This window comes from Rhodococcus sp. Q (assembly GCF_005503035.1).
Classification (GTDB): domain Bacteria; phylum Actinomycetota; class Actinomycetes; order Mycobacteriales; family Mycobacteriaceae; genus Rhodococcus_G.
On the sequence record NZ_SCOY01000040.1, the window covers coordinates 19,449 to 41,669 of the forward strand.

Annotated in this window: 19 protein-coding genes; 10 read left to right on the top strand and 9 right to left on the bottom strand. The window is 69.3% G+C overall.

The annotated features are described in order from the left end of the window. The first annotated feature begins 30 nt into the window (after positions 1-30). Positions 31-489: a MaoC/PaaZ C-terminal domain-containing protein gene (locus FFS72_RS23655; RefSeq protein ID WP_137876237.1), complete on the top strand. Its 459-nt coding sequence runs from the start codon at positions 31-33 to the stop codon at positions 487-489. A 19-nt stretch (positions 490-508) separates the two neighbouring features. Here the strand turns inward: FFS72_RS23655 and FFS72_RS23660 are convergent, their stop codons facing one another. Genes FFS72_RS23660 through FFS72_RS23680 form a run of 5 tightly spaced genes read right to left on the bottom strand, consistent with a single transcriptional unit; the run spans position 509 to position 5,004 of the window. Then, a complete protein-coding gene (locus FFS72_RS23660) occupies positions 509-964 on the bottom strand; it encodes an OsmC family protein (RefSeq protein ID WP_137876238.1) in 456 nt (151 codons plus the stop codon). Next, the gene (locus FFS72_RS23665; protein WP_137876257.1) at positions 961-2,310 is read right to left on the bottom strand and encodes an LLM class flavin-dependent oxidoreductase; all 1,350 of its coding nucleotides are present in this window, start codon (positions 2,308-2,310) and stop codon (positions 961-963) included. Before FFS72_RS23665 ends, FFS72_RS23660 begins: the two co-directional genes overlap by 4 nt. Positions 2,311-2,332: 22 nt before the next feature. After that, the gene (locus FFS72_RS23670) at positions 2,333-3,406 is read right to left on the bottom strand and encodes an NrtA/SsuA/CpmA family ABC transporter substrate-binding protein (protein WP_137876239.1); all 1,074 of its coding nucleotides are present in this window, start codon (positions 3,404-3,406) and stop codon (positions 2,333-2,335) included. Between the two features lie 21 nt (positions 3,407-3,427). After that, positions 3,428-4,156 carry an ABC transporter ATP-binding protein gene (locus FFS72_RS23675; RefSeq protein ID WP_137876240.1) on the bottom strand — a complete coding sequence of 243 codons (729 nt, stop codon included), beginning with the start codon at positions 4,154-4,156 and terminating at the stop codon, positions 3,428-3,430. Continuing rightward, positions 4,156-5,004, bottom strand: a complete 849-nt coding sequence (locus FFS72_RS23680; RefSeq protein WP_137876241.1) for an ABC transporter permease — start codon at positions 5,002-5,004, stop codon at positions 4,156-4,158. Before FFS72_RS23680 ends, FFS72_RS23675 begins: the two co-directional genes overlap by 1 nt. Before the next feature lie 196 nt (positions 5,005-5,200). On the opposite strand from FFS72_RS23680, the gene FFS72_RS23685 reads away from it, so the two are divergent. Continuing rightward, positions 5,201-5,824 carry a GntR family transcriptional regulator gene (locus FFS72_RS23685; RefSeq protein ID WP_137876242.1) on the top strand — a complete coding sequence of 208 codons (624 nt, stop codon included), beginning with the start codon at positions 5,201-5,203 and terminating at the stop codon, positions 5,822-5,824. Positions 5,825-5,839: 15 nt separating this feature from the next. Here FFS72_RS23685 and FFS72_RS23690 read toward each other — a convergent pair whose 3' ends face one another. Then, positions 5,840-6,625 (bottom strand): enoyl-CoA hydratase/isomerase family protein, encoded by a 786-nt coding sequence (locus FFS72_RS23690; protein ID WP_137876243.1) that lies wholly within the window; start codon positions 6,623-6,625, stop codon positions 5,840-5,842. An 86-nt stretch (positions 6,626-6,711) separates the two neighbouring features. Here FFS72_RS23690 and FFS72_RS23695 point away from each other — a divergent pair, with 86 nt between their 5' ends. After that, positions 6,712-8,118 (top strand): plasmid pRiA4b ORF-3 family protein, encoded by a 1,407-nt coding sequence (locus FFS72_RS23695; RefSeq protein WP_137876244.1) that lies wholly within the window; start codon positions 6,712-6,714, stop codon positions 8,116-8,118. A gap of 33 nt (positions 8,119-8,151) precedes the next feature. Here the strand turns inward: FFS72_RS23695 and FFS72_RS23700 are convergent, their stop codons facing one another. Both FFS72_RS23700 and FFS72_RS23705 read right to left on the bottom strand, forming a co-directional pair. Continuing rightward, positions 8,152-9,675, bottom strand: coding sequence for an acyl-CoA synthetase (locus FFS72_RS23700; protein ID WP_137876245.1), 1,524 nt, complete (start codon positions 9,673-9,675; stop codon positions 8,152-8,154). 96 nt (positions 9,676-9,771) lie between these two features. Then, positions 9,772-10,773 (bottom strand): MBL fold metallo-hydrolase, encoded by a 1,002-nt coding sequence (locus tag FFS72_RS23705; RefSeq protein ID WP_137876246.1) that lies wholly within the window; start codon positions 10,771-10,773, stop codon positions 9,772-9,774. 293 nt (positions 10,774-11,066) lie between these two features. Here FFS72_RS23705 and recC point away from each other — a divergent pair, with 293 nt between their 5' ends. From recC to recD, 3 genes are read left to right on the top strand one after another with little or no spacing between them, the layout of a single operon-like run. Further along, positions 11,067-14,330: an exodeoxyribonuclease V subunit gamma gene (recC, locus tag FFS72_RS23710; protein ID WP_137876247.1), complete on the top strand. Its 3,264-nt coding sequence runs from the start codon at positions 11,067-11,069 to the stop codon at positions 14,328-14,330. Continuing rightward, entirely contained in the window at positions 14,330-17,659 is a 3,330-nt protein-coding gene (locus tag FFS72_RS23715; RefSeq protein ID WP_137876248.1) for a UvrD-helicase domain-containing protein, read from the top strand. Before recC ends, FFS72_RS23715 begins: the two co-directional genes overlap by 1 nt. Continuing rightward, positions 17,656-19,476, top strand: a complete 1,821-nt coding sequence (gene recD, locus FFS72_RS23720; RefSeq protein ID WP_137876249.1) for an exodeoxyribonuclease V subunit alpha — start codon at positions 17,656-17,658, stop codon at positions 19,474-19,476. Before FFS72_RS23715 ends, recD begins: the two co-directional genes overlap by 4 nt. Positions 19,477-19,550: 74 nt before the next feature. Here the strand turns inward: recD and FFS72_RS23725 are convergent, their stop codons facing one another. After that, positions 19,551-20,132 carry a T3SS (YopN, CesT) and YbjN peptide-binding chaperone 1 gene (locus FFS72_RS23725; protein WP_137876250.1) on the bottom strand — a complete coding sequence of 194 codons (582 nt, stop codon included), beginning with the start codon at positions 20,130-20,132 and terminating at the stop codon, positions 19,551-19,553. A gap of 163 nt (positions 20,133-20,295) precedes the next feature. Between FFS72_RS23725 and FFS72_RS23730 the strand changes: the two genes are divergently transcribed. The 4 genes from FFS72_RS23730 to FFS72_RS23745 are packed head-to-tail and all read left to right on the top strand — an operon-like array spanning position 20,296 to position 22,091. After that, a complete protein-coding gene (locus FFS72_RS23730; protein WP_137876251.1) occupies positions 20,296-20,802 on the top strand; it encodes a DUF3558 domain-containing protein in 507 nt (168 codons plus the stop codon). Between the two features lie 14 nt (positions 20,803-20,816). Beyond that, entirely contained in the window at positions 20,817-21,188 is a 372-nt protein-coding gene (locus FFS72_RS23735; protein ID WP_249353491.1) for a hypothetical protein, read from the top strand. Continuing rightward, positions 21,185-21,700, top strand: a complete 516-nt coding sequence (locus tag FFS72_RS23740) for a DUF3558 domain-containing protein (protein ID WP_137876253.1) — start codon at positions 21,185-21,187, stop codon at positions 21,698-21,700. Before FFS72_RS23735 ends, FFS72_RS23740 begins: the two co-directional genes overlap by 4 nt. Positions 21,701-21,716: 16 nt before the next feature. Continuing rightward, a complete protein-coding gene (locus tag FFS72_RS23745) occupies positions 21,717-22,091 on the top strand; it encodes a hypothetical protein (protein ID WP_137876254.1) in 375 nt (124 codons plus the stop codon). Positions 22,092-22,221: the final 130 nt, after the last annotated feature.

Genomic DNA, 22,221 nt, shown 5'->3' on the forward strand with positions numbered 1-22,221 from the left:
TCGGGGCGTAGCTCTGGCACCATCGAGGTCGTGAGCACTGTTAAGTATGCGGAGGATCTGACCGTCGGCGACGTGGTCGAACTCGGCGAGCACACCGTCACCGAAGCGGAACTCCTCGACTTCGCGGGCACCTGGGATCCGCAGGACTTCCACGTGGACGCCGAGGCCGCCGCGAAGGGCGCCTTCGGCGGACTGATCGCGAGTGGACTCCACTCCATGTCGGTGCTGCAACGCCTTTCGGCGCTCGGGTGGTATCGGCACCTCAGCGTCATCTGTGGCCGCGGGGTGCGCGACGTGCGGTTCTGGCGGCCGGTGCGACCCGACGACACCCTCACCGGGACGATCCGTGTCGACGAGATCGTGCTCGACGACCACGGTCGCGGTCTCGTGACCACCACAAGTGAGTTGCGGGACGCCGGCGGGAACGTGATGCTGCACGCCGTCATGGACCTGTACGTGCGGCGGCGCCCCGAGCCCGCCATCGGATGATGGCGGGCTCGGGGACGCGTCACGCCGCGACGACAGTCAGGTCGACACCACCACCTCGGCGGATGGTGTTGTAGATCGGGCAGGCCGCCACGAACCGTGCACCGAGTGCGTCGGCGTCGCGCTGCTCGACACCGCGCACCGTGATCGTCAGCCGGGTGAAGTCGTAGCGCGTCGGATCCTCGGTACCGCGGCGGTGCTGCGCGTCCACCGAAATCCCCGTCAGGGGCACGCCGAGTTCGTGCGCGGTGGCCTCGATGTTGGCCATCGCGCACGAGACGAGCGCCGACAGGAACAGTTCACCTGCCTGGACGGCCTCGCCGGGCCCGAGTCGCGAGTCGGTGACGAGGTGGTTGGTGCGCGCGTCCAGCACGAACCGTCCTGGTACGCCCGCGATGGTGTGGCCGGAGACGGAGGCGACCGTCGTTCCAGCGGCGGAGGTGACTGGCGTTGCGGGGTCGGTTACCGACGTCGTCATCGGGTGGCGCTCGGGGACACGGGGATTCGGTTCGCCCACTCCCCGGTGCGGGCGCGGTCGAGGCCGAGGTTGTTGCGAAGCGTGGCGCCCTCATACTCGGTGCGGAACAGGCCGCGCTTCTGGAGTTCGGGAACGACCTGGCGGGTGAAATCCTCGAAGCCACCGGGCTGGTACGGCGCCTGCACCATGAAGCCGTCGCAGGCACCCTCGGTGAACCACTGTTCGAGTCCGTCGGCGACATCGGTTGCGGTGCCGATGAATCCGCCCTCGACGCGTCCGCCGTACTGCTTGCCGAGCTCCCGCAGGGTCAGGCCCTCGCGCTCGGTGATCTCGCGGACCTCCCGGTAGTGGCCCTCGACGCCGGGGACCTCGACATCGGGCAGTCGTTCGTCGAGCGGGAACGTGGAGAGGTCCACGTCGAGGTGGTAGGCGAGGGTGGACAGGCCGCCGAGCGGTGGGACGAGGTCGAACAGCAGGTCCGCGGTCTGCCGGGCGATGTCGGTGGTGGCGCCGACGACCGGCGCGATCGACGGCAGGATCTTCACCTGCTCCGGGTCGCGACCGTGCGCGGCGGCGCGTTCCTTGATCTCGCGGTAGAAGTCCTGCGCGGACTCGAGGGACGCGTGGCTGCAGAAGATGACGTCGGACCAGCGGGCGGCGAAGTCCTTGCCCTTGGCCGATGCGCCTGCCTGGATGACGACCGGGTAGCCCTGCGGGGGCCGGGGCACGTTGAGCGGGCCCTGGACGGTGAACCATTCGCCCTTGTGGTCGATGGCGTTGACCTTGGCGGGTTCGGCGAAGAGCGGCTCCGCGGTGTCGAGGATCAGGGCGTCGTCGTCCCAGCTGTCCCACAGTTTCGCGGCCACTTCGAGGAACTCGTCGGCCCGTTCGTACCGCTTCTCGCGGGGGAACTGCTCGTCCCGGTTGAAGTTCCGGGCCTCGGACTCCTGGAACGAGGTGACCACGTTCCAGGCGGCACGGCCCGAGGTGAGGTGGTCGAGGCTCGCGAACGAGCGGGCGACGGTGAACGGCTGCGCGTACGTGGTGGAGACGGTGGCCGCGAGCCCGAGGTGCCGGGTGACGGCGCCCATCGCGGAGAGCACGTGCAGCGGATCGAGCCGCATCGACCCGAGGGCGCCGTTGCGGAGCTGGGTGTCGGTGCTGGACCCGAACCGGTCCGGGACGGAGAGGATGTCGGCGAAGAACGCGAGGTCGAACCGGCCGTCCTCGAGGGTGCGCGCGATGTTCTGGTAGTACTCGGCGGACAGCCACCCGGGGACGGACGCGGGGTGGCGCCAGCCTCCGGGACGTCCGGGGCCGGCGGTGACGAAAGCAGCGAGGTGCATCTGGGAAGTCATGGGGGATGGCCTACTTCGCGAGTTCCTGGTCGATGGCGGACTTGATCGAGTCGAAGCGCGGATCCTGGAGCCAGGACGCCACGTCGACCTGCTCGGGGTAGATTCCGAGGCGGTGGAAGTTGTCGGCGAGGTCCTGGGTGCCCGCGATCGCGTCGGCGCCGACCGAGGTGAACTGGCCCGCACCGGAGTAGGAGAGGCGGCCCGACTTCACGAGGTCGAGATACACCTGGGCTTCGAGTTCGCTGCCGCCGAAACCGCCGAGACGGGTGAACTCTGCGACCGCGTCCTCCGGGTTCGCCTCGATCCAACGCTGCGCGTCCCGCACGTTCCGGACGAGGGCGGCGGCTGCCTCCGGATGATTGTTCGCGAACGACTCGCTCGCCACGAAGAATGCGTAGTCGTAGGTCTTCACGTCCGGAAGCGTCGTGGCGTTGTGCTTGCGCTTGGCGAGTTCCGCCGTCGGCTGCCACGTGATCCAGGCGTCGACCTTGCCCTGCGCGAACGCGGCCTCCGCGTCGGCGGCGGTGAGGTTGACGTACTCGATGTCGTCGAGAGTCAGGCCCGCGGATTCGAGGTACTTGACGAGGCTGTAGGTACCGGTCGTCCCGCGATGGTCGGCGACCTTGCGGCCCTTGAGATCCGCGGCGGAGCGGATGTCGGAGCCCTGCGGAACGAGGACGTCCACCTCGTCGCTCGGCAGCGGGTACGCCACCAGCGGGACGATGGGAACGCCGCCGCCGATCGCGTAGATCACGGCCGTGGCGGTGGCGAAGGAGAAGTCGACACTGCCGGCCTTGATCGCCTCCATCACGGGGAGTGATGCCGGGAAGCCGGTGGGCCATTCGACGGGAACGCCGAGGTCCGCACCGAGGTCGAATCCGCCGAGGTTGTTGCGCAGCAGGGTGCCCGGCTCGGCGTTGCCGTCGCCGATCAGCGCGTATCGAACCTGGGCGAGGGGGCCGTCGTCGGCAGCGGCGGTGTCGGAGCTGCAAGCGGCGAGCGACAGTGCCGTCAGGCCGAGGAGGCCAGCGCCGGTGGCCCTGAGGAAGCCGCGCCGGTTCAGGGAGGTGGTGAGGGGAGACATGGTGGCCTTTCGAGGGTGGATCTACGAGTGCAGGGCGCGGTCGGCTTCGAGGAGTCCGTCCAGGAACTCCTCCTTCCATCCGGCCAGCCTGCTGTCACCGCGGTGACGGGGTCGGGACTGGTCGATCCGCAGTTCCCGGGTGATGCCGCGCTCGGTGAGCAACAGCACCCGATCGGACAGGACGAGGGCTTCCTCGACGTCGTGGGTGACGAGCAGGACGGTCCGCGGGTGTTCGGCGAGCATGCGTTCGAGCAACTGCTGCATCGTGACCCGGGTGATGGCGTCCAGCGCGCCGAACGGCTCGTCGAGCAGGAGCACGTCCGGTCGGTGCAGCAACGCCCGGGCGAGGGCGACCCGTTGCCGCTGGCCGCCGGAAAGCTCCGAGGGCCAGTCGTTCTCGCGTCCCGCGAGGCCGACCTCGCTCAGCAGGGCGGCCGCCTCGTCCTTGCGTCCGCGGGTGCCGAGGGTCGCGTTGTCGAGGACGGTGCGCCAGGGGAGGAGACGGTCTTCCTGGAACATCATGCGGGAGACGACGCGGCGGTCGGCGGTCGGTTGGACGCGGCCCTCCGTCGGCTCCTCGAGTCCGGCGAGGATGCGGAGCAGCGTCGACTTGCCGACACCGCTCGGCCCGAGGAACGTGACGAACTCACCGGGGGCGATGGACAGGTCGATCTGGTCGAGAACGCGTGTGTCGCGGTAGCTGTGCCCGACGCCGAGGAGGTCGAGGCCGACGAGGGTGTCGGAGGTCATCAGCGGATCTCCTTCTGATAGTTCGGATTCCAGCGCAGTACGCGGGCCTCGACGAACCGGATCAGCTGGTCGGCGAGGAGTCCGGCAACGGCGTAGAGGAGGATCGCCAGGACGATGCGGTCGTTGCGGAGCAGGTCGCGGCCGTTCTGTGCGAGGAAGCCGATGCCCTCGCTCGTCGCGATGGTCTCGGCGATCACCAACGTCAGCCAGGCGACGCCGAGCGCGTAGCGCAGGCCGGTGAGGATCATCGGCATCGCGCCGGGCACAACGATCTGCCTGATGCGTTCGCCTCGTCCGAGCCCGTAGGACTCGCCGAGCTGCACGAGCTTCGGGTCGACCGTGCGGATCCCGGCGACGGTGTTGAGGTAGACGGGGAAGATGACGCCGAGCGTCACCAGCACCACCTTCGGAACCTCCCCGATACCGAACGCGGCGATCAGCAGGGGCACCAGGGCGAGGTGCGGAAGCGCGCGGACCATCTGCAGTGTCCGGTCGACCAGGCCCTCCGCGATCCGGGAGAGCCCGACCGCGAAGCCGAGGATCAGGCCGATCGAGGCGCCGATGGTGAAGCCGAGAACGATTCTGCGCACGCTCACGAGCAGGTGGTTCTGCAATTCTCCGCTGCCCCAGAGGGTCCCGGCGGTGTCGAGCACCTTGCTCGGGGGCGGCAGGATCGCCGCCGAGATCACTCCGTTCGACGACGCCCACTGCCAGCCGAGGAGAACGAGGACCGGAACCACCCACGGCAGAAAGGCGGTGGCACGGGGTAGCCGCACCGTGCGCCCACGTGCGGGCGTCTCGGGGGTGGACCGGGTGACCGGGGGTGATGTGAGGGCGGTGTCAGGCATGGTCTGCCGCCTGCGGTGTGGGTGATGCGGTGCTCATGGGTCTCCTCGCGTGCTGCGGTGCGAGAGCCATGTAAATGCAGATGAACGCTAATGACGACATTTGTATACACACGGATTCAAACCCTTCCGTCGACCCCGACGGCGCTGGTAGACGTATCTCTGTCCACTACGCGCGAACACGAGGTGAGGGGCCGCAGTGCCAGACGACAGATCGCCCTACGCGCAGCTGCGCGCACGCATCACCGGAGGAGCACACCTGCCGGGATCACTCCTGGTCCCCGCCACCGTCGGCGTGCAACTCGGGGTGTCGCGCACCCCCGTGCGCGAGGCGTTGCAGCGGCTCGAGTTCGAGGGCCTGGTCACCAAGGTGACACGCGGCTACGTCGTCCGGGTGCGCACCGAGGACGAGGTGATCGCGATCTGCGAGGCGCGCATCGCGCTCGAATCCGCGGTCGCGTTCGCGGCCGCCACCCGCCGCTCCGAATTCGACCTCGCACGCCTCATCGGCCTCTTCGACCGCGCCGTCACCGCGCCGGACGCGGAGACCGCGCTGCGGCTGCACAACGACTGGCACACTGCACTTCGCGTCGCCGCCCACAATCCGACGATCACCGAACTGATGGAACGTCTCGACGCCCAACTCGCGGTCTACGACGCCGAGGAGTCCAAGGCCCCCACGAACCTGGCGGCCATCGAACACGAGCACCGCGGCATCCACGAGGCCGTCGTCGACGGGGACGGCGACCGCGCCAGGGCCCTCATGGTGGCGCACCAGGAACGCACCCGCGACATCCGAATCGCGGCCATGGCCGCTCGCTGAAGCCCCGCGACGTGGTCAGGCTCCCGCGGGAAGCTTCGTGAAGTCGGGTTCGCGTCCCTCGGCGAAGGCGACGAGCGCCTCGATGTTCGCCGGCCCACCCATGAGTTCGGCGAAGCAGGCGTTCTCGCGTTCGCGGGCGGCGGCGATCTCGGCGCGCAGCGGCGCCGTCATCGTCTGTTTCACCGCAACGAGACTCGAGATCGGTTTGGCGGCAAGTACTTCGGCGTGCTTGCGAGCGACGTCCAGTAGATCGTCCGGCTCGCACACCTGGAAGACGAGGCCCATCTCCTTCGCCTGCTCGGCGTGAATCCACTCCGAGCTCATCAGCACCCACGCGGCGTTCTGCCGTCCGATGAGGGTGGGCAGCAGGAAGCTCGACGCGGCCTCCGGTGCCACGCCGAGACCGGTGAACGGGCACTTCAGCTTCGCCGAGGTGGACATGAATGCGAGGTCGGCGAACCCGATGATGGTGGTGCCGATACCGAGGCCGAGGCCGTTGACGGCGACGATCAGCGGCTTCGGGAACTCGGTGAGTGCGTCGATCAGGCCGAGGAAGCCGTGCTTGCCGGGCTGGAAGTTCGGGTCGCTGGTGCGGGCGTGCATCTCCCGCAGGTCGGTGCCCGCGCTGAACGCGCGTCCGTTGCCGGTCAGGAGCACCACCGCCACCGACGGATCCTCGGCGGCGTCCCGCAGCGCCTCGGTGGCCGCGTCGTAGAGGGCCTCGTTGAACGCGTTGAGCGCGTCGGGACGGTCGAGAGTCAGCGTTCGGACGCGCGCGCGGTCGTCGATGAGGATGCTCATGTCCCGCATGGTAGAACGTGTTGCATTTCGATGGGGGCGTTCCTGCGTGCCCTGTCGGCGTCCCCGATCTGTCCTAGGGTTGCCGAATGGGAGCCTTCGAACCGGGAAGACGCCTGCGGGTCGTGCCCACCGACCCCGACGAGCTGCGGGCGTTCGTCGAGGCGGCGGGCAGCCGGCCGGTGCCACCGAATGGAGGTGCCGTCGCCTACCGCCTGCGGATCTCACTCGACGGCGTCACTCCGGAGGTGTGGCGGAGCCTGACCGTCAGGTCCACCTCGAGGCTCGACGAACTGCATCCCGTGCTGCAGACCGTCATGGGATGGACCGACTCCCACCTGCATCAATGGCGACGCCCGGACCCGAACGATCCCGGTCGCGTCGAACGGTTCGCGACACGCTCGTGCATCGAGGAAGGGTTCGCGAACGGGTCCCGATGCGAGGACATGGTGCGGCTCGACGACGTCCTCACCGCACCCGGTGACGCCCTCGTGTACGAGTACGACTTCGGTGACGGTTGGGAGCACACGGTCGTCCTCGACGGCATCGACCACGACCAGTCGCCCGAGGGGGCGCACTGCATCGCGGGCGAGCGGGCCTGCCCGCCCGAGGACTGCGGCGGCGTGTCCGGCTACGCGAGATTGACGGACGCCCTCGCGGACCCGGAGCGTCCCGCGCACGCGCCGCTGGTGGGCTGGGCCGGTGCCTTCGAACCCGAGTCCTTCTCGGCCGCCGACGTCAACATGATGCTGGCCGCGCGGGACGCCATGCGACTGTTCCCGCCGGTGATCGGATCGCAGGTGGAGCCCCTGCTGACGCGTATCGCGTACCAGGCGGCGCCGCATGTCCACGCGTTGATGGCCCGGGCCCACCTGCAGGTGCGTTCCGACGTCCGCACGGTGGACATGCAGGACGGTGCGCTGACCCACCTGCGTTGGTTGCTCCGGAGGATCGGCGACGACGGCATCACGTTGACGGCGTCCGGCTACGTGCCGCCCGCCCACGTCGAAGCCGCCCGCAGCGAACTCGACTGGGGTGACCGGTGCCTGCCCGACAGCACCCGAGAAGTCGACAACTCGTACATTCAGCGGTTCCGGGACTCCGCGCAAACTCTCGGCCTGATCCGGAAGCACAAGGGCAAGCTGGTGCTGTCGAAGCGGGGAGCGGAGTTGCTGGACCGGGACGACGACCTGTGGGAGCACGTGCTCGCCACCCTTCCCCTCGGCAGCGAGCCCATCGAACGAGAGGCGGGGCTTCTGCTGTTGCTCACCGTCGCGGCCGGTGCGTCGGCAGACGAGCGGCGCGTGGCGATGAGCGAAGGCCTCGCCGCACTGGGATGGTGGAACGAGGACGGCAGCGCGCTCACCCAGTTCGACGTGTCCTGGGTGGCCGCGCCGACCCAGGATTTTCTCTCCACGATCGGGGCGCTGGGTCCGATCGGAGGGGTGCCACCGGACTGGGCGCGCGGGTTCGCCCGGATGGCACTGTCGATGTAGCGGGTCGCGGCACGCGCCGCGACCCGCCGCCCATCAGGCCTCGGTGCGCAGCTCGCGCTTGAGCAGCTTGCCGCTCTGGTTGCGGGGCAGTGCGTCGACGAAGCGAATCTGCTTGGGCACCTTGAACGGTGCGATCCGCTCCTTGACGTACCCGATCAAGCCGTCGGCCGTCGCCTCCTGACCGTCGCGCAGCACCACGACCGCGGTGATCGCCTCGATCCACTTCTCGTCCGGGGTGCCGATGACCGCGACCTCCGCGACCGCCGGATGGGTGTAGAGAGCGTCCTCGACCTCACGCGACGCGACGAGGATGCCGCCCGTGTTGATGACGTCCTTGATGCGGTCCACGACGGTGACGAAACCGTCGGAGTCGCGGGTGACCAGGTCGCCGGAGTGGAACCAGCCGTCGCGGAACGCCTCCGCCGTCGCGTCCGGGTTCTCCCAATACCCCTGGCACAGTTGCGGGGACCGGTAGAGGATCTCGCCGGAGTCGCCGTCGGCGACGTCGTTGCCGTCCGCGTCGACGACCCGGGTCTCGACGAAGAACACGGCACGCCCACACGCCGACGGCCGGTCCTCGTGCTCCTCCGGCCGCAGCACGCAGGCGAGGGGCCCGATCTCGGACTGGCCGAAGCAGTTGTAGAAGCCGAGGTCGGGGTAGCGCTCGCGCAGCCGGTTCAGCACCGTCACCGGCATGATCGACGCGCCGTACTGGGCCTTGCGCAGCGACGACAGGTCGCGGGTGTCGAGGTCGGGGTGGTTCGCGAGCGGCACCCACACCGTCGGCGCGAGGAACAGCGAACCGATGCGGTCCTCCTCGATCCGGCGCAGGATCTCCGGAATGTCCGGCGCCGCCATCAGGTTCACCGTCGCGCCCACCGACAGGTACGGAAGCATGAACACGTGCATGCCCGCCGAGTGATACAGCGGCATCGCGATCAGCGGGTTGTCGTCCGCCTTGAGGTCGAGGGCGATCACCGACGAGACGTACTCGTAGGCGAGTGCCTCGTGGGTCATCATGGCGCCCTTGGGCTTCGACGTCGTGCCCGAGGTGTAGAGGAGCTGAGCCAGGTCGGTCGCGGCGGCACGCGGCGGGAACACGGGGGCCTCGCCTGTCAGCGACTTCTCGAGCAGCGATCCGTCGGCGTCACGCAGGGGCAGCACGTGTGCGACGCCCGGCAGGTCGCCGCGAACGGAGTCGAGGACGCCTGCCAGCGGGGGATCGACGAGCACGGCACGCGCGCCCGACTGCGACACGAGGTAGGTCAGTTCTTCACCCTTGAGCGCGTAGTTCACCGGAACGTGCACGAGGCCGGCGCGGGCGCAGGCGAGGAAGCCGATGACGTAGGCATCGGAGTTGGTGCCGTACGCCGCGACGCGGTCGCCCGGTTCGAGGCCGAGTGCGGTGAAGTGTGCGGCGGCGCGGCTCACGGCGTCGTCGAGGTCGCGGTAGGTGTGGGTGCGTCCGTCGAAGATCAGTGCGGCGCGGTCGGGGAACTTCGCCGCCGAGCGTCGCAGGATGCCGTCGAGGGTGTGGGTGCGGGGGTCGAGACTCATGTACGTCAGATTATGGGACGTCCAATAGTTGCGCTAGAGCCTGTGAGCCTTTCCGGTGCCAGGAGGACCGGAAAGGCTCACAGGCGGCGCAGCGGTCTACACGCGAACGAAGCGGGCAGGCTCGGAGCCCTGCACCTGGACAACCTGCTCACGGGTGACGAGGTGACGCAGGTGCGCCGCGGCCTCGGACACCGCCATGCCCTTCGCGAGCGGGTGGAAGTCGGACCACGCCCGGTACCACTTCATCCGCTCGGCGACCTCCCACAGCGTGATCTCGTCGTCGCCGAACGCGTCGTACAGGTGCTCAAGGCGCTCCTCGTGGTGCTCGACGAGTTCCTTCGCGCGCCCCGGCAGGTCCGTGATCGGCAGGCCGTGCGCCCCGAGTCCACGCGTGACGCCCATCGACTGCACCCGCTCCAGTGAGCTCATGAACTCGGCGAGCGCGTCCCGCTCCTCCAGAGGGTAGATGAAGTTCCCGACGTGCGGCGTCGTCTTCTGCAGGACGTGGTCGCCGGTGAACATGACGTCGGCGTCCTCCAGATGGAAGCACGCGTGGCCGGGGGTGTGACCGGGCGTGAAGACCATCCGCAGGGTGCGGCCGCCCGCCAACTGGATCACCTGGCCACCGGTGAGGATGCGATCCGCCGCCGACTCCGGGCCGGCAGGCGGCTTGAGGTGCGTCGCCGCCCGGTAGGCCTCGCAGTCCGCGTCGGACGCACCCGCTCGGCGCAGGTTCACCATCTGATCCTCGAGCCACTCCGCGGTGTGTCCCGACGACATCAACCGGAACATCTCGTTGTCGGCCTCGTGCATCGCGATCCACGCTCCCGACGCCTCCCGGACCCGTCCGCACAGGCCGGTGTGGTCGGGGTGGAAGTGGGTGAGGACGACGCCCTCGACGTCGGTGATCGAGTGGCCCATCGACTCGAGTCCGCCGGTCAGGCCCTCCCAACCCTCGTCGCCGTCCCAGCCCGTGTCGACGAGGACGACGCCGTTCGGCGACTCCATCGCGTAGATCAGCGTGCTGCCCAACGGGTTGTGGGTCATCGGAACCGTGATCTGGAAGATGCCATCACCGATGGCTACTGCGTCGGACATCGCTACCTCTTCAAGGGGTGAAAATCGATCTAGTCTTTCGATCATCACTACCCCACGACGTGGCCTGGAGCACAGCCTGTGTGCCCGTTCAGTGGGCGTTGTGTGACAAATTCAACTCGTTGGCAGCGGGCGGTTCGCAGGGGTTTCGACGGGTGCGCACGGGTATTCGGCGTGCACAACCGGGGTGCGTGCGCGGACAGGCCTGTGAACGCCGTGACCAGGCACGCGGGACGTCCGGTGCGCTGTCGGAACGCTGTGGTAAGCCTGTTTCGAACCGATCGAGGGGGCCTCGCTTGCTGACTCTGCACCGCGCCGAACGTTCGGACGTGCTCGCCGACGCGCTCGCGAAGGTTCTCGTCGTCCCGCTGCCGGACCCGTTCGCCCGCGAGGTCGTCGCCGTCCCCGCGAAGGGCGTGGAACGGTGGCTGACGCAACGACTTTCGAGTGTCCTCGGTGCGGCGCCGACGGGGGCGGACGGGATCGCCGCCAACATCGAGTTCCCGTCCCCGACCCGTCTGGTCGACGACGCGCTGGCCGCGGTCACCGGCGCCACCGCGGATACCGACCCGTGGCACCCGGCGCGCGTGCTGTGGACGCTCCTCGACGTGGTCGACGACAGCCTGGACGATCCGTGGGCCGCGGTCCTGGCCCGGCACCTGGGCCGCGACGAACCGTCCGGTCACCGTGTCGGGCGCCGCTACGGCACCGCCGCTCACCTGGCCGAACTGTTCCGCACCTACGGTGTGCAGCGTCCGGGGATGCTCGTCGACTGGGCCGCCGGCCGCGACACCGACGGCGCGGGCGGCGACCTGCCGCCCGACCTCGTGTGGCAGGCGCACCTGTGGCGTCGCCTGCGCGACCGGATCGGTGCCGAAAGCCCCGCCGAGCGGTTGGCACCGGCGTGCGAGGCGCTGCGGGAGCGGCCCGACGTCGTGGATCTGCCCGAACGGATCTCCGTGTTCGGACCGACCCGGCTGACCACGGCGCAGCTCGACGTGCTCGGCGCGCTGGCAGTCAATCGTCATGTGCACCTGTGGGTTCCGCACCCCAGTGCAGCGATGTTCGACGCGTTGACGCGGCTCGAACCGCCCTCGACCCGCGCCGGCGACCACTCCGGGCTCGCCGTGACGCACCCGCTGCTCGCGAGCCTGGGCCGTGACGTGCGGGAACTGCAGTTTCGGATCGGTACGGACGGCGTCGCGCACGAGGATCACGCCGCGCCGCCGCGGCCTGCGACGCTGCTCGGACGGCTGCAGGGCGACCTGGCAGCCGATCGGGAGCCGAGCAGCGCGGACGATGACGGATCCGTGCAGATCCACGCCTGCCACGGCCCGGCGCGGCAGGTGGAGGTGCTGCGCGAATCCTTGCTGCACCTGTTCACCGACCTGGACGACCTCGAACCCCGCGACGTGCTGATCATGTGCCCCGACGTCGAGACGTACGCGCCGCTGATCCGGGCGGCGTTCGGGCAGGACGGCATCGGGCATCCCGGTCACGGGCTGCGGGTGCGGCTCGCGGACCGTGCACTGCACCAGACCAATCCGGTGCTCGCCGTGGTCGCGTCGCTGCTCGAACTCGCGGACGGTCGCGTCACGGCCAGTCAGATCCTCGATCTCGCCGACGCGGAGCCGGTACGCCGCCGGTTCGCGTTCACCGACGACGACATCGAACGACTCCGTGAGTGGACCACCGCCGCCGGTGCCCGCTGGGGTATCGGGCCGCGGGAACGCACCGCGTACGGGCTGCCGGACTTCGCACAGAACACCGTCCGCTCGGCGCTCGATCGCATCCTGCTCGGCGCCGCGGCCGACGACACCGACGGCGACTGGCTGGGGCTGACGCTGCCGCTCGGCGGCGTCGACAGCAACGACATCGACCTCACCGGCAAGCTGGCCGAATTCGTCGACCGGCTCGACGTCGCACTGCGGGGGCTGACGGGCCCGCAGCCGACACCGGAGTGGGCCGCCGCCCTCACCCGGGCGCTCGACCTGGTGGTCGACGTCCGCGAGCGGGACGCGTGGCAGTTGGGGCAGGCGCATCGCGAACTGGCGGCCGCGATGGAGCACGGCACCGCGGAACTGAGATTGGCGGACGTGCGGGCCATGCTGGCGTCACGGCTCGCGGGGCGTCCCACCCGCTCGAACTTCCGCACCGGCGAGTTGACGGTGTGCACGATGGTGCCGATGCGGTCGGTGCCGCACCGGGTGGTCGCGCTGCTCGGCCTCGACGATGAGGCGTTCCCCCGCAGTCCCGGAGTGGACGGCGACAACGTCCTCGGTCGCACTCCGCTTCCGGGGGAACGGGATCCGCGTAGCGAGGACCGGCAACTGCTGCTGGACGCGATCGGCGCGACGGGGGAGCGGCTGCTGCTGTTCTACACGGGTATGGATCCGGTAAGTGGTGCGCCGCGGCCGCCGGCGATCCCGCTGAGCGAGGTCCGCGACGTCCTCGACACGATGGTCGGCGCGTCCGAGATCCTCGTACGGTCGCATCCGTTGCAGCCGTTCGATCCCCGCAACTTTCGTCCCGACCACCCGTTCAGCTTCGACCCCGCCGCGCTCGCGGGAGCGCGTGCGGCGCAGCGGCCCGCCCTTCCGGAACCGGAGTTCCTGCCCGCACCGCTGGCGGAACCGGAACGCGGCGACGTCGATCTCGCGGACCTCGTCGCGTTCGTCGTCCACCCCACCCAGGCCTTCCTCAAACAGCGTCTCGGTGTGCGGATCGCGGACCTCGACGAGGAGATCGCCGACTCCCTCGACCTCGAACTGGACTCCCTCGCCGCGTGGTCGATCGGCGAACGCATGCTCACCGCGGTCCTCGCCGACGACCGCGACATCGCCGACGCGATCGCCGAGTTCCGGCAGGCGGAGTGGCGTCGCGGCACCCTGCCCCCCGCCGCGCTCGGGGGTCGCGCGCTGGCGGGCATCGAGGAGGCGGTACGCGTCCTCGGGTCCGCGGGTCGGGTGCCGGGCCGGCCCGAAACCGTCGACATCGATCTCGACCTCGGGGGTCGTCGTCTCGTCGGGAGCGTCGGCGGCGTCCACGGCGACGTCGTCGCCCGCACCACCTACTCGAAGCTCGGCCCGAAGCACCGGCTCACCGCGTGGGTGCAGGTGCTGGCACTGGCGGCGTCGTACCCGGACCGGCAGTGGAAGGCCGACACCACGGGCAAGGCGCCGATGCGGCGGCCGACGGCGTGGCGTTCGCACCTGGTGGCGCCCGCGGACGCCCGTGCGCAGCTCGACTTCTTGATCGCGCTGCGGGACAACGGTCTTCGAGCGCCGCTGCCCATCGTCACCGCTGCCACCGCCGCCTACGCCCAACGCCGCGCCGGGGGTGACGCCGTCGCATCCGCCCTCGACTCCGCCGAGAAGGAATGGTCGAGTCTCTTCGGCGACGCCAAGGACAAGCACGTGGCGTACCTGTACGGGGAGGACGCACCGATCACGGTGCTCACCGCAGCCGGAGCGCCCGGGTCGGAGGGCACCGAATTCGGTGAACACGCGCGCACGCTGTGGGCGCCGCTGCTCGCCGCCGAGACCATCGGAGCCGCCTGATGACCGCCGCCACCGACCGCGCCGCGTTCGACCTGCTCGGCGAGCTGCCCACCGGAACCACGGTCCTCGAAGCCAGCGCGGGCACCGGCAAGACGTACGCCATCGTCGGGTTGGCCGTCCGCTACGTCGCCGAACTCGGTGTCGACCCGGAACGACTGCTGCTCGTGACGTTCAGCCGCGCCGCCACGAAGGAACTACGCGAACGCACCCGCGACCGCTTCGCCGCCGTCGCCGCGGGCCTCGCCGACCCCGCCGCGAGCAGCGACGATCTGGTCGCGTTCCTCGCCGGTGCCGACCCCGACACGGTGACGCTGCGGCGTCAGCGGCTCCTGCAGGCGCTGTCGAACTTCGACGCCGCCACCATCGCGACCACCCACAGCTTCTGCCAGCGGATGCTCGACAGCATCGGCATCGCCGGTGAACGCGACCCCGACACCGAACTCGTCGAGGAAGCCACCGACCTGATCGCCCAGGCCGTCTCCGACCTCTACCTGAGCCGGTTCGGGCGCGAACCCGACCCGACGCTCACTCCCGAGGAGGCGCGAAAAGCGGCGCGGGCGGCCATCTTCGACCCGCAGGCCGTCCTCGCCCCCGCGAACGCGGACGGCACCGCGGCCGGCGATGCGGTCGCGTTCGCCCAGTCCGTCCGGGACGAGGTGCGTCGCCGCAAACGCGCCGCGGGTATCCGCGACTTCGACGACCTGCCTGCCCTGCTGCACGGTGTCCTCACCGACCGCGACCGCGGCGAGGATGCTCGGCGGCGGGTGCGGGAGCGGTACGACGTGGTCCTCGTCGACGAATTCCAGGACACCGACCCGTTGCAGTGGGGGATCCTCAAGGCCGCGTTCCACGGGTGTGCCACCCTGATCCTCGTCGGCGACCCCAAGCAGGCGATCTACGCGTTCCGCGGCGCCGAGGTGTACGCGTACCTCGACGCCGTCACCGAATCCCGCACCCTCGAACTGACCAAGAACTGGCGCAGCGACAAGCCCCTGCTAGACGCGCTCGCGCACGTGCAGGGTGGTGCGGCGCTCGGACATCCCGACATCGTCGTGCACCCCGTCGCCGCCGCGAACGACGGATCACGGGTGACGGGGGTGCCGCCGATCCGGCTGCGGTACCTCACCCGTGCAGGCGCGGGACCGTTGGGCAAGAGCGGTTATCCCGCGATCGCGCCGCTGCGGGCGCGGGTCGCGGACGACGTCGCCGCCGACATCGTGCGCCTGGTGTCGGGGGAGGCCACGATCGACCTCGGCTCGCCGTCCTCGGGAGGGCGGGGCGTCGTGCCCGGCGACGTGGCGGTGCTGGTGCGCACCAACAGGCAGATCACCCTGGTGCACGACGCACTGGACCGCGCGGGTATCCCGGCCGTCACGGTCGGTGGGCTCAGCGTGTTCGTCACGCCTGCCGCTCGGGACTGGCTGTGGGTGCTGCAGGCATTGGAACAGCCGCATCGCTCCGACCGCGTTCGGCTCGCCGCGCTGACATCCCTGCTGGGGAAGACCGCCACCGACCTCGACTCCGGCGGCGACGAACTGGTCGCGCAGATCGGCGGCGGCATCCGGGATCTCGGCCGCGTCTTCGCGACAGCGGGGTTCGCGGCGATGGTGGAGCGGCTCGCCGCGTGGAGCACCCTCGAATCTCGGCTGCTGGCCCGGGTCGGTGGCGAACGCCGCCTGACCGACCTGCGCCACATCGCGCAGCTGCTCGGCGAAGTTGCCGTCGCGCAGGGTCTCGGCCTTACCGCGCTCACCCGCTGGCTCACCGACCGGATGCGCGAACCCAACGTCGGCACCGCGGACCGCAGTCGTCGCCTCGACTCCGATGCCGCCGCCGTGCAGATCGCGACCGTTCACGCGACGAAGGGGCTCGAGTACCCGATCGTCTACGTCCCGTTCGGGTGGGATGCGGCGAAGAACCCGACCCCCGACAAACTGCTGCTGCACGACGACGAGCATCGGCGCATCCTCGACGTCGGCGGGCCCGACGGCCCCGGCTACCGCGAACGCCGGACGCGGCACGACGAGGAGGAGGCGGGCGAGGAACTGCGCCTGCTGTACGTCGCCCTGACGCGCGCCAAGTGCGCGCTGGTCCTGTGGTGGGCGCCGTCCACGTCGACGGCGTCCGCGCCGCTGCATCGGATGCTGCTCGCCCGCGTGCCGGGCGCGCTGGAGGTGCCGCGCGGCCTGCCGGTGCCCGCCGATCCGCAAGTGGCGCAGCTGTTCACGCGGTGGGCGGACGGCGTGCCCGGCGTCGAAGTGGAGACCGTCGCACCCGATCCGATCGAGGTGGGGTCGTGGAACCCGCCACACGAGAGCACGGAGAAGTTGCGGGCAGCGACGTTCGATCGCGTCCTCGACGACGAGTGGCGCCGCACCTCCTACACCGCCATCACCGCCGCCGCGCACGCTCTCGCGCCCGTCGCGAGCGAGACGGAGGAACCGGCCCTCGACGACGAACCCGAGGAACCGCCCCTGACGGCGTCGGGCGCCGACACCGGCGACGGGCACCTGCCGTCCCCGATGAACGGGATGCCCGCCGGCGCCGCGTTCGGCACCCTCGTCCACGCGGTACTCGAATACGTCGACACCGCCGCCGACGACCTCACCGCCGAGGTGCTGCAACGCTGCCGCGAGGAGGTGGCAGCCGGATTCGCGGACGTGGACTCGGACGCGCTCGCCGCGTCGCTGATGCCGGTCCTCGCTACCCCCCTGGCTGGTTCGAACGAGCCGGGCGATTCGCACACGCTGGCGTCCATCGTGCCTGCGGATCGTCTGCCGGAGTTGGATTTCGAGCTACCCCTCGCAGGAGGCGACGACGCCACGGCGGAGGTGACCCTGGACCTCACGGTCGCGTTGCTGCGCAGGCATCTACCGGCCGACGACGTCCTCGCTGCCTACGCCGACCAGCTGGCCGACCTCGGCGCGGTCCCGCTGCGCGGCTACCTCACCGGCAGCATCGACGCGGTCCTGCGGCTACCCGGCCCGCGGTTCGTCGTGGTCGACTACAAGACCAACCGCATCGTGCCCGGCGACGTGACCACCGGACACTTCACCCGCGACTCGATGGCCGCCGAGATGATGCGCTCCCATTACCCGCTGCAGGCGCTGCTGTATTCCGTTGCCCTGCACCGCTACCTGCGGTGGCGGCTGCCCGGATACGACCCCGAGGTGCATCTCGGCGGTGTGCAGTACCTGTTCCTTCGCGGCATGGCCGGGCCGGACACCCCGGACGGGTGCGGGGTGTTCGACTGGCACCCGCCTGCCGCGCTGATCACCGACCTGTCCGACCTGCTCGCCGGACACACGACCGACGGGGGTGCGCGATGACCGACGCGCGGATCGCGCAACGCGGCAAGGGTGCGCTGCGGGTGTTCAACGAGGCGAAGGTGCTCGGCGCCGCGGACGTGCACATCGCGGTGCGGCTCGCGCAGATGGCGGGGGAGTCGTCGGAGGACGCCGTGCTGGCGATGGCGCTCGCGGTGCGGGCCGTGCGATCGGGGTCGGTGTGTCTGGAGGTCAACGGGATTCGCGACATCGGTGTCGACGCCGTCCAGTCCGAGGACGGGTCCGAGATCGACCTCGACGCGTTGCCGTGGCCCGAGCCGGCGGTGCTGCTCGACGCGCTGCGCGCCAGCCCCCTCGTCGTCGGCGGCGCCGCCGGTCCGCTGCGCCCGCTGCGGCTCGTCGACACCGACGTCGGTCCGCTCCTGTACCTGGAGAAGTACCACCGGCAGGAGGAGACGGTGCGCCGCGTCCTCGACTCCCGAGCCGGCGATCACCCCGACGTCGACGTGGACGGGCTGCGCGCCGGACTGGCCGAGATGTTCCCCGGCGCCGAACCGGACCGGCAGCGCGTGGCGGTCGCCGTTGCCGCGACCCACCGGACGGCGGTCATCGCGGGCGGCCCGGGCACCGGCAAGACCCACACCGTCGCGCGGGTGCTGGCCATGCTCCGCCGCCTGCACGGCGACGGCCTGCGCATCGGGCTCGCGGCGCCGACGGGGAAAGCGGCTGCGCGGCTGCAGGAGTCGGTGCGAGCACAGGACGCATCGCTCGGTCTGCCGCCGACCCTCGCGGCGTCGACGCTGCACCGCCTGCTCGGCTGGGGGCACAACGGGCCCCGCTACCACGCGGGCAACCATCTGCCGTACGACGTCATCGTCGTCGACGAGACGTCGATGGTGTCGCTGACCATGATGTGTCGGCTCCTCGAGGCTCTGCGTCCGCAGACCCGCCTGGTGCTCGTCGGCGACCCGAACCAGTTGGCATCCGTCGACGCGGGCGCCGTGCTCGCGGACCTCGTGGACCGGCCCGTGACGGTCGCGGCGAACCCGGTGCTCGACCGGGTCGTCGGCGCCGATCTCGAGACGTGGACCACAGGCGAGCGGGATCGGTTGCGGGGCGGCATCGTTCGCCTCACCCGCGGCTGGCGCTTCGACCGCGACATCGGTGCCCTCGCCGACGCCGTCCGCGACGAAGACGAGGACCGCGTCATCGACCTGCTGCGCGCGGGCGGGGACCAGATCGAGTTCCTGGCACCCGACGATCTCGACGCGCTGCGGCGTCAGGTGGTGGGCACCGCCGTGGACGTGGTGCAGGCCGCGGAAGCCGGTGACGTGGCCGCGGCGTTGGACCTGTCGGAGCGGCACCGGCTGTTGTGCGCGCACCGCGACGGACCGTACGGGGTCGCGTGGTGGGAGCGGGCGTCCTTGGAGTGGATCGGCGCGGAAGTCGGGCACCGGCTCGACCCCGACGCGCTCACCGCGGGCCGGCCGCTGCTCGTCACCGCGAACGACTACGACGCGCGGATCTACAACGGCGACACCGGAGTCGTGGTCCGGCGCGGAGACGGCGAACTCGTCGCCGCGTTCGCCCGCGGCGCCGAACCCCTGATCCTGCACCCCAGCAGGCTGTCGTCAACGCAGTCGGTGTATGCCATGACCATTCATCGCAGCCAGGGCAGCCAGTACGGCACGGTGTCCGTCATCCTCCCCGACGAGCGCTCCTCGCTGCTCACCCGCGAACTGCTCTACACCGCCATCACCCGTGCCAAGGACAAGGTGCGGATCATCGGCACCGAGGACGCCGTGCGCGAGGCTGTACGGAGGAAGGTGCGGCGGGCCAGCGGGCTGCGGTTGGGATGACATCCGTGGGCTGACAGACGAAAGCCCGGCAGACGTCACGCCTGCCGGGCCTTCGGGGGGTGGTTCGGGGTGTGTCAGACCTTCGGGACGCCGACGGGAATGGTCTCGCCGAGGTCACCGGCGTCGTCGTGCCCGCACGCGCAGTCGTCGCCGCAGCCCCCGCCGCCGCACACACCCGCGTAGGTGACGTCGTCGGCGTCGCAGTCGAGGGTCGCACCGAAACGGTCCGCGAAGTCGTCATCCAGGTCGTGGGTGAGGTCGTGGAACTCGTCGACGATGTTCAGCAGATGCTGCGGCGCGAACGGGTCGGCATCGACGAACGTCGAGACCAGCAGGTGCTCGCCGTCGATCACGAAACGCAGCAGCGGCCACTCGTGCGCCAACTCGATCAGCTGCTCGGCGGCCTTCGCGCGATCCGTGACGCCGTCCAGCAGCGACGCCCACACATGCAGCTGCGGCGCATCCTCCGCGACCGTCACGAACAGCCCGAACCCGTGCACGGGGATCGCGACGTCGCCGTCCTCGTCGGTCTCGGGAGCCTCGCCGAGGAACTCCGTCAGAGCCCGCACGGTCAGCGCATGCAACTGCTCACGATCCTCCGTCGCGATCGCGAAAGCGCCATCCAACTGCAGCGGCTGGTCGTTCAGGTCGGTCATCATTCCTCTTTTGCTGGTCACACGTGTGTTCATCACCCGGTCGGGGCGCCACCCACCGTAGCGCGAGCCGGTGAACAGAAGCTTGCCGAGTGACAGACGGAACCTCCAGGTCGCCGCCTGCGTCTAGATACAGTGTGCGCACGTTCTGCAGGGGGAGAAGAACATGAGAACGACCATCGGGGTGATGCTGTGCGCTGCGGCGCTCGTCTCGGGGTGTGGGACCGTCAGCGGTCAGGCCGAACCCGAGAATCCAACCGCCAGCGACCCAGCCTTCGATCCGTGCGAGGACATTCCTGACGAGGTCATTGTCGAACTCGGGATGGACCCGGCTACGGAGGGCCGGGACATCCTGGGTGTACATCAACCCGGCTGGAACATATGCGGTTGGAACGACGACTCGGTGGCAATGACCGCCTACTCCGCCCGGCTTCCACTTTCAGACGTCCGACTCAACACGGACTACCAGGATTTCCAAGACATCGCTCTGGATGGTCAACCTGCCCTCATGTTTCATTCGGTCGAGCCCATCAGTGTGCGGTGCTACGTCGCGACAGGCTCGCACGATGGCTTGTTGATGGTGGCCTTTTCCGTGCGCAATGCGGACGACGGTGATCCATGTGTGCGGGCGCGTGACGGTGCATCGGAGTTTCGGCGATATGCGGGCAACTAGTCGAGGAGTCCATTGTGTCTGATAATTGGAGCGCACTCTCGGTTGCCGTAGACAACGGCGACCTCCTCATCGAGCGTGGTGTCGCCCAGAACTGTGCGCGCCACTGCACTGACCTTCTCGTCAAGCTTGTCGACGTCCAACAGCGAGCGAGAGCGTTGGGGGACCTCAAAGGAATGGGCACATTTCCCAGCGGCATTGCGCTGGCACGAAAGTTCAGCCTGAAAGCCGTCGGCGGCGACTACTCAATGGTTCAGGCACTGACAGATCACATCTCCGAGGTTGAAGCGATGCGAGACGTGTTTCTGCGGATCGAGGCGCAGTACGTGGCAACGGATGAGCGTGGGGCGCAGGCACTCGCTGCAATCGACCCTGAGGTGGGCGGATGAGGGTGAAAGTGGTTGTCGGGGGACTGATCTGCACTGGCCTGCTCGTTGCGGGCTGCGGAACAGTCAGCGGTCAGGCCGAACCCGAGAATCCGACGGTCAGCCAGCCGGCGTTCAATCCGTGCGACGACATCCCGGATGATGCCATTCGGTCTATCGGGTTGGACCCAGGGACCGAGGATCGCGACATCCTCGGTGTGAATCAGCCGGGGTGGAACCTGTGTGCATGGAACAACACAAGCGAATTTGTCACGGTGTTCGCGGGCTCGTACGCGTTGGGCGATATTCGGCGCAATGGGGACTTTACCGAGTTCACTGACATCGACCTCGACGGGCAACATGCTCTGGCATTCAAGACCGTTGCTGACACTCGCGGTGAACGCTGCTACGTGGCTGTGGACGCGCCTTTTGGGGTCACAATGGTGTCGGCGATGGTAACGAGTAGCTCGCGCGTTGGTCCTTGCGACTACGTCCGCGACGCCGCGGCCGTCCTGATTCCGTACTCCAAAAACTAGACTCAGGAGAACTGCGATGACGGATCGAACCTCGGAATGGTCGGCGCTGGCCGAGGCGGTCAGCGAAGGACATCTCTATCTGGAGATTGGGACCGCACGAAAGTGTGCAGAGCACTGTTCAAAACACATCGCAGTTCTGGCCGAGTTGAAGGATCGTGCGTATGCGCTCGGCCACATCGACGGGCTTGGCGCCTTCCCCAGCGGTATCGCGTTGGCGGAGAAGTTCAGCAAGAAGGCCGCCGGTGGTGACTATTCGATGGTGCAGGCGTTGACGGATCACATTGCTGAGGTTGAGGCGATGCGTGATGTGTTCCTGCGGATCGAGGCGCAGTACGTGGCATCGGATGAGAGCAGCGCGCAGGCACTCGGTGCGATTGGCCCAGATCTATAGCAGCGCCTGCACCTAGATGTTGCGGGTCATGACGTTGTAGACACCGGCCAGGATCTGGGCCAACCAAGGCGGACGGGTCCTTCCGCGGCAGGATGAGAAGTACCACCAACTCGTCCGCCGACAGAAAGAC

Coding starts and splice junctions, on each gene's coding strand:
- FFS72_RS23660 (WP_137876238.1), bottom strand. CDS start 964: ATGACGACGTCGGTAACCGACCCCGCAACGCCAGTCACCTCCGCCGCT.
- FFS72_RS23670 (WP_137876239.1), bottom strand. CDS start 3,406: ATGTCTCCCCTCACCACCTCCCTGAACCGGCGCGGCTTCCTCAGGGCC.
- FFS72_RS23725 (WP_137876250.1), bottom strand. CDS start 20,132: ATGACCGACCTGAACGACCAGCCGCTGCAGTTGGATGGCGCTTTCGCG.
- FFS72_RS23740 (WP_137876253.1), top strand. CDS start 21,185: ATGAGGGTGAAAGTGGTTGTCGGGGGACTGATCTGCACTGGCCTGCTC.
- recD (WP_137876249.1), top strand. CDS start 17,656: ATGACCGACGCGCGGATCGCGCAACGCGGCAAGGGTGCGCTGCGGGTG.
- FFS72_RS23730 (WP_137876251.1), top strand. CDS start 20,296: ATGAGAACGACCATCGGGGTGATGCTGTGCGCTGCGGCGCTCGTCTCG.
- FFS72_RS23745 (WP_137876254.1), top strand. CDS start 21,717: ATGACGGATCGAACCTCGGAATGGTCGGCGCTGGCCGAGGCGGTCAGC.
- FFS72_RS23695 (WP_137876244.1), top strand. CDS start 6,712: ATGGGAGCCTTCGAACCGGGAAGACGCCTGCGGGTCGTGCCCACCGAC.
- FFS72_RS23680 (WP_137876241.1), bottom strand. CDS start 5,004: ATGCCTGACACCGCCCTCACATCACCCCCGGTCACCCGGTCCACCCCC.
- FFS72_RS23690 (WP_137876243.1), bottom strand. CDS start 6,625: ATGAGCATCCTCATCGACGACCGCGCGCGCGTCCGAACGCTGACTCTC.
- FFS72_RS23675 (WP_137876240.1), bottom strand. CDS start 4,156: ATGACCTCCGACACCCTCGTCGGCCTCGACCTCCTCGGCGTCGGGCAC.
- FFS72_RS23665 (WP_137876257.1), bottom strand. CDS start 2,310: ATGCACCTCGCTGCTTTCGTCACCGCCGGCCCCGGACGTCCCGGAGGC.
- FFS72_RS23700 (WP_137876245.1), bottom strand. CDS start 9,675: ATGAGTCTCGACCCCCGCACCCACACCCTCGACGGCATCCTGCGACGC.
- FFS72_RS23705 (WP_137876246.1), bottom strand. CDS start 10,773: ATGTCCGACGCAGTAGCCATCGGTGATGGCATCTTCCAGATCACGGTT.
- FFS72_RS23715 (WP_137876248.1), top strand. CDS start 14,330: ATGACCGCCGCCACCGACCGCGCCGCGTTCGACCTGCTCGGCGAGCTG.